Genomic DNA, 13,889 nt, shown 5'->3' with positions numbered 1-13,889 from the left:
CATCATTGCAGGCTTTTTGTCCACTATTTATAGAACTTAGCGACAATCATTAGAAAATCATTAAATGTAATAACTGGTTTTGGTCATCAGCTTTGAAATACCAGTCATGGCAATACGAACTGGAACAGGAAGGTCTACACCACCTGCATTGAGTGCTGTATCACGGTGATGCAGCTCATCTTCATTCATTTGCACTAAGATTTTACGTGAACGTTCGTCTTGTTCAGGAAGTTGGCGGATGTGATCTTCTAAATGCAGGCTCACTTGACGCTCAGTTTCAGCGACAAAACCTAGGCTGTATTTATCACCGGCAATACCTGCTAATGCACCCATCCCAAAAGAAAGGCCGTACCAAACAGGGTTGAGCAGACTGGTATGGCTGTCTAATTCTTTTAAGCGGTCTTCACACCAAGCCAAATGATCTTGTTCTTCAATCGCAGCTTGTTCCATTTCACGGCGGACATTTGGCAGTTTAGCGGTGAGTGCTTGGCCATGATAAAGCGCTTGGGCACAAACTTCACCACTATGGTTGACACGCATTAGACCCGCCACATGACGTGCTTCACTGACTGCAAGTTGAGTCTTTTCAGCAACAGACGGATTTTCACGATGTGCAGCCGTTGCTCCGGGAACTAAACTACGTAAGGCCTGATCAAATGAGTGAATAAGTTTGTCGACACCTGTAAATTGACGCATGGATTAATCCTCCAGAGAGACTTGCGTAGTTTGAAGCAAAGGTTTGATGCGTAATAGCAGCCAAATACAAAAGATTGCACTGAGTACTGCGGTTATACAAAAAAGTATTTTAATATCAATCTTTAAAACACTCAGAATGATAATTGAAAATATAGCAGAAGATACCATAAATACCGCATTTAAAATGTTGTTTGCGGCAACGACTCGCGCACGATGTGAGCGTGGGGAGTAAGCTTGCATCATTGCATAGAGTGGAACGATGTAAAATCCGCCACTAATGCCCAATAAAGTCACGGCAATCATGACATGGTAATAGCCCCAACCTTGATGAAAAACTTCTGAAAGGGTAATAAGTGGGCCAGTTTGAGTAGGGACGAGGGTCAAACTAAAGGCTAAATACAGTGCAAATACCGTTAAACCTACAGCACCGATGGGAACCATCTTAATATTGACTTGAGTGCCGCCCAATTTACGACAAAGCAATGAACCTACGCCCACACCCACAGAGAAAAAGGTCAATAGCAAGCTAACGACATTTTCAGAGGCATGTAGATTTTGCTGAGTCATTTGTGGAATTTGAGTGAGGTAGGTTGCACCATAAAACCAATACCACGAGTTCCCCAATAAAATAGTAAAAATTAGTGGCAAACTTTTGGCATATTTCATCGTTTGGTAACTGGTACGAAAAAAGTTCCAATCGATTTTTAAATCTGGTGTAGTGACATTTTGCTTAAGAATAAAACGACTGGTGATATAACCTAAAATAGCGATGGTCATCACTGTCAGGCTGATCCACATTAAATTGCCTTGTGATGAAGCAATCCCAGCACCACCCAAAATCATCCCGAATAAAATTGCCATGGATGTTGCCGATTGGAAGAGCGCATTGCCTGACATCAGCTCATTGGGCTTTAAAATTTCAGGCAAAATTGCATATTTGATTGGACCAAAAAATGTCGAATGGGTCCCCATCAAAAATAAAGCCAGCAACAATAACCATAAATGACCGGTCAGAAAGCCAATACTGCCGATGATCATGATGATAATTTCTAAAATTTTGATGCCACGGACAAGTTGTGAACGTTCAAACTTATCTGCGATCTGTCCCGCTGTCGCTGAAAAAATAAAGTAGGGTAAAATAAACAATAATGCAGCTAGATTGTTTAGCGTGCTGATGGGTAATGCCTGTTGTTGGATTAATCCATAGGTGATGACCAACAATAAAGCCTGTTTATACACATTGTCATTGAGCGCCCCAAAAAATTGGGTCAAAAACATAGGCAGGAAGCGGCGTGTACCTAGCAGATGTTCGTTGTTATTCATAAGTGTCTTGCTACATTAAGTTTTATTAAGAAATGTGAGTGATTGGTAAAATCTCTAAAAAATCATGTAATATGTTTTTTGAGTTTGGAGATGGCGAAAAACCAATAGATATAAGATCTTTAGCTCTATATCTGGTTGACTAAGTCCATTACATAATGAAATTTGTTAGAGTTTGCTATGCCTGCAAAAATCAAGTTTAAAAAAACATTGCTTCATCACAGTATAGCTCACTGCATACGACAGCATCATAGCAATAAAAGTCTATATATGAGCATCTTTTTGACCTTGTGTGCTCAGCATAGTTTCGCCCAAACTCCCGCAGAAACGGTTCCAACATCTGCAGATACAAAAGCAGAGATTGTTACTGAAATCAAGGATGAGGCTGTAAAGCAAGGGCTATCGACGCCTGAAGCAATTGAAAAAATTGAAAATATAAATGAGCCGGAAGAATCTGTTGATAGCATGAAAATGCTGCAAGAACAGCAGCAAGCAGGAACACAACTACAAGAATTTAAACCCATTGAGTTTGAAGATTTAGAAAACTTACCCGTGACACCTGTTGATCAAAACATGGCGAATGAAATCTTCCAAGTTGCTGAAGAAGCCAAACGTCAAGCACAGGAGTACCGTGCAACACAGCAAACAGAAATTGCTGTTGCGGATATTACCCAAAAAGAGTTAACGGAAATTAACCAAGCGCCAGTCAATATTGATCAGCTCATGGGTGAAATTCGTTCGGATAATGAAATTACCGCGACACGAAATGAAAATGCCAATACTCTGCAAGAGCTGCATAACCCAACAGTTGAGGATGATGTAGAGCCAGGTATTTTCAAGCGCTTATTATATAAAGTACGTCCGCCACGTCAGATGAATACGGCAAAAGTGCCACGAATTAGTGCGGATGTTGAAATTACCTCAGCACATAACACCAGTCAAACGTCGAGTAAGGCCTACGGTGCGGCACTGGAAGATCTCAAAGCCAATATTAAAGGTAAGCTTTCAGGTTTTACTCAAGAATCCTTTAGTGATTTTCCATCGGCTTTGCCTCAATTACGTAGCTTGTCCAATCAAGCCGCGCAAGCCGTGGGTTTCTATCAATCAGAATTCAAATTTGAAAAAGTGTCTGACAGCAAAGTTCGTGTATTGGTTACACCAAATACGCCTGTGCAAATTGAAAAACAGAATGTTGAATTTTCTGGGGCTGGGGCGAATCAAGCTCAGTTTCAGGTGATTGGTGTATTACCAGATCAGGAAGACGGTGACATTCTTAATCATGGTAAATACGAAACCACGAAACGCCGAATCAATGAGGCAGCGACCAATAACGGTTATTTCGACTCGTACTGGCGTTTGCACGATGTAAGAGTGGCTCAACCACAAAATACAGCCGATATCAATTTGCGCTTTGAGACGGGCGAGCGTTATAAGCTTGGCGCAGTTGAATTTAGAATGAGCGATCCGAATGCAGAGTTTCCATTGGATCGCGATATTTTAGAAAGTTTGGTGACGTGGAAAGACGGTGCTGACTATACTTTCTGGCGTGTGAATGGTTTGGCTAATAACTTGACCAACTCTCGCTATTTTAACTACACCTTGGTTGATTCAATTCGACCAGACCCGATTGAAAAGCCGCTTGAACTGCCACCAGATATTCAGACCTTGGTCGATCAAAATCAGTTGTCTGAAAGTTCACAAGTAGTGAAAGACAAAACGGAAGTGATGTCGAATAAGGAAGTCACGCAAAAAGTGGTTAATGAAGACCAATTTGCGGGGGTGAATGATGCAGAGCAATCATCTAAATTACGCAGTTTGCAAGATACGCAAGATGCCAAACAAGCAGAACAAGAACGTTTAAAAGCGCAAGCACGTGAAGATAAAAAAGTCCCTGTGATCGTGACACTAAATGCAGATAAGTTGAATAGTGCAGAAATTGGTGCTGGTTTTGGTACCGACACCGGTACACGTGTTCGTGGCCAGTATCGTCGTGCCATTGTAAACAAACGTGGTCATTCTTTTGACGCCAACATGGAAGTATCCAAAATCCGTCAATCGATTGATGGACGCTATAACATTCCATATAACTACCCATTAAATGACTATGTCAGCTTAGTCGGTGGTTATGAACGTGAAGAACGTGATGATGTCGGTCAAGGTGTTAATCTTTCCATTGAATCTGCTGTAGCGGGTGTGGACCGGATTATTAAAAACCCCCGTGGTAGTTGGCAGCACACCTTTGGTTTACGTTATCGTTTGGACCGTATTACTGATGACGGACTTAATCCTAGTGATGACATTCCAGATGCATTCTTGGTGAATACCAACAATGAACAACAGTCCTTGATGTTTGGCTATGAAATTTCTCGAACCGACTCTGATAAACGTGTGAATCCGAGTAAAGGGATCAAGCAAACCTATAAAGTTGAAGTCGGAAGTGAAAGCTTACTTTCAGATGCTGATATGGCGATCTTGAATGCGGGCTGGCGCTTTATTTATTCGTTGGGTGAAAATGATAATCACCAAGTCGTTGGGCGCAGTGATTTAGGTTATATTCTGACAGAGAACTTTGATAAAGTTCCTTATAACTTACGCTACTTTACCGGTGGTGACCAAACCATTCGCGGCTTTGACTATAAGAGTTTAGCGGCCGAAGAAAATGGCTATAAAATTGGTGGTCAAGTCTTGGCAACGGGTTCATTAGAATACAACTACCAATTTAAAGAAGGCTGGCGTGCTGCGGTCTTTAGTGACTTTGGTAATGCGTACGATAAAGACTTTAATACACCGACTGCATATAGCGCAGGTGTGGGGATACGTTGGGCATCGCCAATTGGCCCAATTCGTTTAGATGTCGCTACCGGACTTTCTGACGACAGCAAACCAATTCGTTTACATTTCTTTATTGGTTCACAATTATAATTTTTAGGTGATGTGTTTTTTATGACTGAACAAGAACAGCAAGAACCAGAAAACGAAACGCCGGTAGAGCAACTGCCGAAGAAGCGTCGTATTCTTCGAAGTGTCATTTTGACCTTCGTGTTCGTGCTTATCTTTTTGGTGGCTGCATTGGCGGTCATGTTCTCTACAGACAAAGGTAGTAAGTTTTTACTTGACCGTGTTCTGGAACGTCAGCAAATCATTCACTATGAATATGAAGGTGGTAACCTGTGGCGGGGCATTATTCTACGAAATGTCCTCGTTACGCTAAAACCTGTCGATGTAAAAATTGACCGTGCCGATATTACACTCGGTTGGCGCGCCATTATTAATAAAGAAATTCATTTAAATAAGGCAGATGTTAAAAATCTGCAAATTATTACCAAGACCCCACCTAGCGATAAACCTTTTGTATTTAGTGAAATCCGTTTGCCGTTCGTACTTCGTGTCGATCATGCAGATTTAGATCATATGTTGATTAAAACCCATAGTTCAGGTGTGGATTTTTATGATATTGAATTAAATGAAGCGCTTTGGTCAGGGACGGAATTAAAATTCGAAGATACCCGTATGGATATGGGGTATTTGTCTGTGCGCCAAGCGTCTGGGAATATGAAGTTTGAAGACAAGTATCCGCTAAATGCTGTGGGGATTGTCAATTTACCTTCACTACGTGAAAGCTTGAATATTCATGATATTCAAATGGTGGCTAAAGGATCTCTTGATACGATTCAAGCTGGTGTGGCAACTCATACGCCTGATCTTTTAACAGGATGGGCAGTGGTCCATCCAATGCGTCCACATGTCCCGATGTTTGGTGCGCTTAAATTTAAAAACTATCATTTACCTTTACTGACTGAGCAAAAGCTCTTTGCTAAAAATGGGCTGGCAAAATTCAAAGGGGATATTCAGCGTCTCAATTTAGATTTAGACACGGACCTGAGCGGGGCCAATATTCCTGAGGGTAAATATACTGCGCTCATGAGTACGGACTTGGTCAACCAACTTGATATTTCTAACCTAAATGGTCAAGTGATGGGCGGTGCTGTCAATTTGGGTGGCGTGGTGAGTTGGAAAGATCAGGTCACTTGGGATGTAAGTGGTCGTTTGGATAAAATTAATCCAAAACATAAGCTGATCCCGCAAGTGGTTCAAGATTTTCTACCTGTAAATTTAAACAGTAAGATTGCGTCCAAAGGGACCCTTGAAAAAGGTATGCACTTGACGGCGTTGGTGGATTTTGACCAATATGAAACTTGGAATTTAAAACTCGATCAAGCGCCTGCCAAAAATAATAAAGCTCAGCCGATGCTGATGGATGTGTCTTGGAAAAATATAGACCGTGCAGTGCCATATGTTGGATGGTTGAGTAGTGATTCGGGCAATGTGCAATTGGCGCTTACAGAAGGTCAGCAGAACATCAACGTGGCGACCACCGTGTCAAGACATGAAAAAGGTGCTCTGCCTGCTGGACAATATCAAGCCAAACTGAATCTGAAAAATAACAATCTCAATGTCCCTGCCTTTAGTTATGTGGCCGACAAAGGTCAGCTCAAAGGTAACGCAGTTGTAGAATTGCCTGATGAAAAACGCATGCTGAAGTGGCAAGCCAATGTACAAGCACAGCAGTTCAATCCGCAAACCATCGTGGCTGCTGCGCCTGTCGACCAAATTACAGGGTCATTAAAAGCCAATGGTTATGCAAAACCAAATCAACAGATTATTCAGCTGAATAATATTGATTTGTTAGGCCGACTTGCACAGCAAAATGAAACAGTTCATTTAACAGGTCAATCTACTGCTGCGCTGACTTTCCATGATGAGAAACAAGGTGGAGGCTTTAAAGCTTTTGCTGTGAATTATGATGGTGGCCTCAATGCAAGCCAAGTTGCCGCAAGTAAAGGCAGTTTGATTTTCAAAGTATCGGGTACACCTGAATTAATTAAAATAGCCGAGCTGCGTCATGATGGCGTGGCAGGTAAAATTTCTGCCAATGGACAAGTTTTACTACAAAAAGCCATTGGTTGGGATATTAATGCATCACTGGTGCATTTTAAGCCGCATTATTTTGCCTCAAATGTACGGGGTGAATTATCTGGAAATTTAAAAACCAATGGTGTGTGGTCAGATGCGCTAAAACGTATTCAAATTGAACGTCTGAATTTGGCAGGTATGATCAATAACAAACCTGTCCGTGGTCAAGGTAACTTGGCGATGGTGATTAATTCAAATCAATCCGGCTTTATGCCAAAACAGTTTGAAGCGAATAATTTGCTGTTGGCTTATGCCAATAACCAAATTCAAGCCACTGGTAATGCACAAAATTTACAATTGAAAATTAATGCACCAGCGTTATATGAAATTTATGCAGGCCTACGTGGACGTGCTTATGGCTACTTAAATGTTCAAGCACAGCCACGACTGCAAGCATCTGCCAATATCGCAATAGATGATTTTGCTTTTAATAATTTATTCAGTGTGAAAAAAATACGGGTGCAAGGTGAGTTGCCAACTTCTGCGACTTCACCAAGTTTATTAACGGCAACGATGGATAATTTACGTAGTAACAACCGTGAGATTGTGAAAGGTCAAATTTCACTAGCAGGAACACGTAATGCGCATTTATTAAAAGTCAGTGCTGAAAATAAATTATCAAAATTTTATGTGCAGTTAGCTGGTGGTTTCAACGCACAAAATAATTGGCTTGGTCAGATTCAAAAAGGCGATTTTGACTCCTTGCGTACACGTCTTGTGCAGCGTCAAAATGCATCGATTATTTACAACACTGCACAGTCTGACTTATTTGTTGGCGCACATTGTTGGATGAGTCAGCAAAGTGAATTATGTTTTGATCAGCCGATTCGTGTGAATAAAAACCGCGGCAATGTATCTTTTGTGACAAAGAACCTAGACTTAAATGATTTTGCAGCATTTATGCCTGAAGGCCTGGCGATTACGGGTAAAGTGAATGGTTATGCAAAAGCGTCTTGGGCGAAAGGTGCAAAACCTAAAATTGATGCACGTTTAGTGACTCGTGACGGTTTACTTGGTTTAGCAGCTGAAGATCCACAGTATTTAGCATCCACTTTAAAATATGATGAAGTAGGTTTGATTGCGAAAAGTGTCGCTGAAGGGCTACAAATTCGACTCGATACCAAAGCCCCAGATATTGGTACAGGTTATGCCAATATTATTATTGACCCGTATAAAGCCAATAAACCGATCCGTGGTGAAGTGGCCTTTAACCAAGTTCAATTGAAAATCTTAAAACCATTTATACAAGATGTCCGTTCAATGGGCGGTACGTTGTCTTATGCGGCAAAAATTAGCGGAACATTGTCTCAGCCTTTAATGGATGGTGAGATTCGAGTGAAAAATGGCTCGATTAGCATGATTTCATTGCCTGTAAACTTGACCAATATTCAGTTGTATTCTGCTGTGCGTCAAAACTACGCGACGATTGATGGTGCATTTAACAGTGGGCGTGGTGTAGGCAAATTAACCGGAAATATTGACTGGAAAAATGATCCACGTATCCAGTTGAATTTAACGGGTAATGAAATGTTGGTCCGTCAAGCGCCATTGATCACCGCTGTTGTAACGCCTGATTTATCTTTAGATGTGCTGCCTTTCAGTAAGAAATTAACCTTAAAAGGTAAAATTGATGTGCCGCGTGCATTGATTTCGATGCCAGAATCGTCTGCAACAGTGGTTGGGGTATCTTCAGATGTACGTGTGGTGCATGAAGGTGATAACCAACTTGAAATCTTAAAATCGGCACGTCCTTGGGATATTCGCGCAGATGTACAGGTGAACATTGGTAATCAAGTGATTTTCCAAGGTTTTGATAGTCGAATTCCGTTGATTGGTCGTTTGAATTTGACACAACGTGGTTTAGAAACAGCAATGCGTGCCAATGGTGCAATCGGTGTTTCTCAGCGTGTGAAAATCGAAGCCTATGGTCAAAGTCTGGACTTGAACCGTGCGATTGCTCGTTTCAATGGACCATTGGCAAACCCAACTTTAGATATCGATGCCAATAAAGCCGTGCAAGGTAGTACTGTTGGGGTTCGTGTGACGGGTACGGCATCAAGTCCTGCGATTCAGGTGTATAACGATGCGGGTCTGTCTGAACAAGAAGCCTTAAATGCCTTAATTACAGGTCGTATTAATGAAGGAAGTTCAGGTTTAAGTCAGGCGGAAGGTTTCCGTTCTGATGTGAACAACACGATTGCTGCTGCCGGTATTAGTATGGGCTTGGGTGGTACACGTGCATTGACCAACCAAATTGGTCGTACATTTGGTCTGAGTGGTTTGGCACTAGATGCTCAAGGAACAGGGGATGATACTCAGGTTTCTGTGACGGGTTATATCACACCTGACTTATTCATTCGTTATGGTGTCGGGGTATTTACACCAGTGAATAAACTGACCTTACGTTATCAAATGAATCAACGTTTGTACTTGGAAGCGAGTCAGTCTTTAGAGCGTGCAATCGACTTGTTCTATAACTGGCGCTTCTAAGAGAAGTCAAAATTTGAATATAAAAAAATGCAGCTTAGGCTGCGTTTTTTTATGCAAATAATGAATTGAGAAATCAATCTTTAAACGTATCATTCAGTGCCTGTTGTACTGCTTCAACACGAGTCTTGCAGGCTTTATAGGCTTGCATCGACTCTTCAACGATTTTCATAAGATTATCAATATCGGGTTCTTGCTGAGATTCGAGTAATTCAGCATTACGTTTTAAAACTTCATAGCCTTCTTTAAAACTTAGAGTATCAGTCATCATGATTTTTTACCTGTATATGTTGAATGTCAGCCGTGATGATGCCGTCTTGCATTTCAATTTCAATCGGTGAATGCGTTGAAGGCTGAAGATTTTTCGTTGCGCGAATGGCGTGACCTTGCTGCCGCACGATGGCATAACCTTTGGAAAGCACATGAGCAGGGTTTTGCAGTAAAGTCTCACGCATGAGTATTTCAATATTCTGTGCAGCTGTTTTAAGTTGTAACTGAGCAAAATAAGCAGTGTTATCTTGGTATTGTTGTAATAGCTGAGTTGAGTCATTGATTTGACTCTGTGCCAAGGTCTTTATGACTTGTAGTAACTGATCATTTTGACTTTGATACACAGCAATTTGATGTTGTGAGCGCAGTTGAATGCTTTGTAATGCCTCTAAAACTTCCTGAGTTCGCTCAACAATATGATTACGAATCCCCCCAATCACTTTACTCGGGGTGTCGAAAGAACGATGTGCAATTTCATCTAAGATTGTACGGTCTTTTTCATGGCCGATACCGACCCAAATCGGCACGCTACGCTTAGATAGAAGTACAGCCAAATCATAATCATTCAGATAAGCAAGATCGTTAACAGCACCGCCACCACGAATAATCACGATCAAATCTGGCGCAGTTTGAAAGTCATTGGCCCATTGTCTTAAACCCAGTGCTAAAGCATCTCGGATACTTTGTGCTGCGGTATTCCCTTGAAAGGTTGCAGCATGATAGACAAATTCACACACGCCAGCATGTTGTAGTGCATCTGCATCTTTTTTAAAGTCACCTAAGCCAGCCGCATTTTCAGGCGCAATAACCAAGACATGCTGAATATCAAATGGCGCAGGCAAGTTTCGATTTTTATGAATCAGACCTTCGCTGGTGAGTTTTTCTAAAATTTGTTGATAACGTCGAGCTAGATCACCCAAGGTAAAACTCGAATCAATTTCTTCGATATTGACTGAAAAGCCGTACTGCGGGTCAAATTTGGCACGCACTTTAACTAAGACATTTAAGTCACGACTGAGCTCAATACCGCTTTCACGTTCAAATTTTCCGACAACTTTATTTGCAGTAAATTTCCAAATTGTGGCTTTACAACTGGCAATGACTTTATCGCTTTCTTGTTCTTTTTCAGCCAATTCTAAATAGTAATGTCCACCTTTGATGTTTAAATTTCGAATCTCGGCTTTGACCCACACGGCATCATCAAAAGCCAATTGAATGATTTCTTTGACCGCAGATAGGTATTCGCTCAGCGTTAATTGAACATCAGACATAATTTAAAATAGGAGAAGATACAAATGAATATTCATTTAAATACTAAATAAATATTCAGCAATTGCAAATGATCATTTCGGTTAAAACAGCAGACATTATCAACGCCACTACAGCGTAGCATTTCAAGCAAACGGTTTATTTCACACGGAGCAGTTCGTTCCAATTACTCAGATAAGCAGGGGAACACAGATTTTTTTTCATCCGCCATGTTGCAGCATCGTCCTGCGCTAAGCCGATCGAGACAAAATGATGTCCAAATTTTTTTTGAATACCTTCGATGGTCTCGGAGAGTTTCAAACGGCTTTGTCTTCGCGTCATATCGCAAAACAAATCTGGGGTGAAATTTTGCTGTGGAATGATTTCTAATAACACTACACCGGCTTTTTTATATTTAAATCCCGCTTTAAAGATTTTTTCGACGGCACGCGTTGCTGCTTGGGTGATGCTAATTAAGTCATCGGTATGCTCATTCAGAGTAATGGCCAGGTAGGGTGCGTATTTTTCAGCAGAATTAAAGCGACTTGTTTGAATAAAAACCCCCACCATACGACATAGAGAATGATCTGCTCTTAAACGTGTGACGGCTCGCGCGATATATACACGAATAGAGGCTTTAATATCTTCCAGTTCGTAGACTGGCTGACCATAGGAACGACTACTGATAATTTGCTGTTTGCTCGGCGCTTCTTCTTCAATAGACAGACAAGATAGACCTTGCAGTTCCAAGACGGTTTTTTCCATCACCACACTAAATTTTTTTCGAATATCTTTAGGCTGTGCATTGATCAGATCTAGAACATGATGAATGCCAAGTTGATTCAGGGCTTTTGTATGATTTCGACCGACGCCCCAAACTTCATTGACTGGCGTATGGGCAAGGAGCTGTTCTGAGGAACACGGGTCCATTTCAACTAAATTGCACACACCGTTCAAATACGCATTTTTTTTGGCAAGATGGTTGGCTATTTTGGCTTCCGTTTTAGAGCGACCAATCCCGACACAGCAGGTTAAGCCTAGCCATTTTAGGATCGTCTCTCGTATTTCTTTGGCATATAGGCTTAAATCGAACAGTTCTTGATAGGCGGTGAGATCTAAAAAACACTCATCGATCGAGTAAACTTCACGGTCTTCGGGGCCGACATACATGCCTAAAATATTCATAAATCGATTAGACATTTCGGTGTAGAGTGCATAGTTACTCGACAACACCTGAACATGATGTTGTTGGATTAAATCTTGAATTTGATAGACCGGCACAGCCATTTTAATCCCAAGGTCTTTGGCTTCCTGACTTCGTGATACAACACAGCCATCGTTATTGGACAGCACGACGACAGGGACATTATTGAGCTTTGGGTTAAAGACACGCTCGCAACTGACGTAGCAGTTGTTGAGGTCAACTAACGCAAATATTTTATTTTCAGCTTTCATGACGAATTCTTGTGTTTAGGTGTGTGATGAGCGCTTATAAAATTGCTTTAAATTAAAAGTCACAACACCCTGAACAACGATAGATTCGCTATCTGAAGGGATAATATGCGCATAGGCAGGGTTTTCTGCTTTCAGCCAAATTTGGGGTAAGACTTTATTAGGGTCACCAAAAATGTCGGCAATTTCTTCTTTTGACATTTTTGCGGTGATCATCAAACGCTTTAAGGTGATTTCACGATTATCAATTAGTGCGACTACGATATCGCCATGTTTGGCTTCTAAGCTTCGATCCACCAAAAAAGTATCATTAATTTCAAAGCCAGCATTGAGTAAAGACTCGCTATCGACATGCGCAACAAATGTAGCGAGCGGGTTAATCACCAAATAATCGTTCAGGTCTAAGACTTTTTCAAAAACATCTTTATTGGCGAAAGCTGGGCCAGCAGGAATACGTTCCAAGGCAACGGGAAGTTCAATACGGGTATTTTTTTGAACAGGCTGAACATTGAGCGAAGAATCCAAAAATGGATCTTTAGGAGGTTCTTGAGATTGCTGTTCAAGCAGGGCATTGATGGTGGGACTCGGTTTACCATCTTCGCCCATGAGCTGTTGCAAAGATGACCAAGCTTGGTCCGAAAAATAAATTGGCAGTTTTTTTGACATATTTTGCTCCTACGCAACGTGGCGTGTTTGAAGAAAATTACTTTTTTTAGGATACGCGTTGGGCAGGTCAAATTTCAAATTAATAAAACCTTTAAAATCAAAACTGCGACAAGTTGAGTCGTTTTAAATATTGCAAAAATCATCATCGGCTCACAGAAAATGGCGTGCTGTATTTTGAATAAAGGCTGCATTGCTGCCCAATCGCAGAAAGCAGAAGGATTGCTAAAAATTGCAATAAACAACTCGTTTAGTTGCCATAAACTTGATAAGTTAAATTTTTATATTCAGAAATAGACATGATGAAAAATATATGGATTTTAGCTGCACTGACAGCATTTATGGCGGGTTGTAGTACAACCCAGCAAACTGAAAATACACCAGAAAAAATTGGTATGGCAAATCCAGCCAGCCAATATTGTGTAGAGCAAAAAGGTAAACTTGAAATTCGTGATGAAGCAAATGGTCAGGTAGGGTATTGCCATCTGCCAAACGGGCAAGTGGTTGAAGAGTGGGCATTATTCCGTAGTAGCCAGACCCAATGTGTTGCTGATAAGGCAAAGACGTTGATTGGCCAAGCAAAATTGACAGAAGATCAGATCAAGGCGATTAGCCAAGCTCAAATTGTCCGTTTAGTCAAACCTGGGCAGCCAGTAACAATGGATTATCGTGTAGAGCGCGTCACCGTCACTGTAAATCCAATCAATAAAAAGATTATTCAAGCAACTTGTGGTTAATTCAAACGCATAAAAAAGGCCCGAAAGGGCTTTTTTTGTTTG

9 protein-coding genes are annotated in these 13,889 nt (G+C 41.2%); 3 read left to right on the top strand and 6 right to left on the bottom strand.

From position 1 onward, the window contains the following. Positions 1 to 60 precede the first annotated feature (60 nt). A complete protein-coding gene (gene coq7, locus FTU83_RS01635) occupies positions 61 to 696 on the bottom strand; it encodes a 2-polyprenyl-3-methyl-6-methoxy-1,4-benzoquinone monooxygenase (RefSeq protein ID WP_078188555.1) in 636 nt (211 codons plus the stop codon). Positions 697 to 699: 3 nt separating this feature from the next. Next, positions 700 to 2,019, bottom strand: coding sequence for an MFS transporter (locus tag FTU83_RS01630; RefSeq protein ID WP_180105540.1), 1,320 nt, complete (start codon positions 2,017 to 2,019; stop codon positions 700 to 702). Between the two features lie 177 nt (positions 2,020 to 2,196). Between FTU83_RS01630 and FTU83_RS01625 the strand changes: the two genes are divergently transcribed. Next, positions 2,197 to 4,938: an autotransporter assembly complex family protein gene (locus FTU83_RS01625; RefSeq protein ID WP_180105539.1), complete on the top strand. Its 2,742-nt coding sequence runs from the start codon at positions 2,197 to 2,199 to the stop codon at positions 4,936 to 4,938. A gap of 21 nt (positions 4,939 to 4,959) precedes the next feature. After that, positions 4,960 to 9,480: a translocation/assembly module TamB domain-containing protein gene (locus FTU83_RS01620; RefSeq protein ID WP_180105538.1), complete on the top strand. Its 4,521-nt coding sequence runs from the start codon at positions 4,960 to 4,962 to the stop codon at positions 9,478 to 9,480. A 73-nt stretch (positions 9,481 to 9,553) separates the two neighbouring features. Here FTU83_RS01620 and xseB read toward each other — a convergent pair whose 3' ends face one another. The 4 genes from xseB to FTU83_RS01600 form a co-directional block, all read right to left on the bottom strand. Further along, a complete protein-coding gene (xseB, locus tag FTU83_RS01615) occupies positions 9,554 to 9,748 on the bottom strand; it encodes an exodeoxyribonuclease VII small subunit (RefSeq protein ID WP_180105537.1) in 195 nt (64 codons plus the stop codon). Further along, a complete protein-coding gene (gene xseA / locus FTU83_RS01610; protein WP_180105536.1) occupies positions 9,738 to 11,018 on the bottom strand; it encodes an exodeoxyribonuclease VII large subunit in 1,281 nt (426 codons plus the stop codon). Before xseA ends, xseB begins: the two co-directional genes overlap by 11 nt. A gap of 136 nt (positions 11,019 to 11,154) precedes the next feature. Beyond that, on the bottom strand, positions 11,155 to 12,450 hold the full coding sequence (locus tag FTU83_RS01605) for a Y-family DNA polymerase (RefSeq protein ID WP_180105535.1): 1,296 nt from the start codon (positions 12,448 to 12,450) through the stop codon (positions 11,155 to 11,157). A gap of 15 nt (positions 12,451 to 12,465) precedes the next feature. Next, positions 12,466 to 13,113 carry a LexA family transcriptional regulator gene (locus FTU83_RS01600; RefSeq protein WP_180105534.1) on the bottom strand — a complete coding sequence of 216 codons (648 nt, stop codon included), beginning with the start codon at positions 13,111 to 13,113 and terminating at the stop codon, positions 12,466 to 12,468. Between the two features lie 299 nt (positions 13,114 to 13,412). Here FTU83_RS01600 and FTU83_RS01595 point away from each other — a divergent pair, with 299 nt between their 5' ends. Then, complete coding sequence (locus FTU83_RS01595; RefSeq protein WP_373685258.1) at positions 13,413 to 13,847, top strand: I78 family peptidase inhibitor; 435 nt, start codon at positions 13,413 to 13,415, stop codon at positions 13,845 to 13,847. Positions 13,848 to 13,889: the final 42 nt, after the last annotated feature.

It is taken from the genome of Acinetobacter sp. YH12152, from assembly GCF_013418285.1.
In the GTDB taxonomy this organism is placed as follows: domain Bacteria; phylum Pseudomonadota; class Gammaproteobacteria; order Pseudomonadales; family Moraxellaceae; genus Acinetobacter; species Acinetobacter amyesii.
Note: the sequence above shows the minus strand (reverse complement) of the source record. Positions and strands in the feature narration are given on the sequence as shown.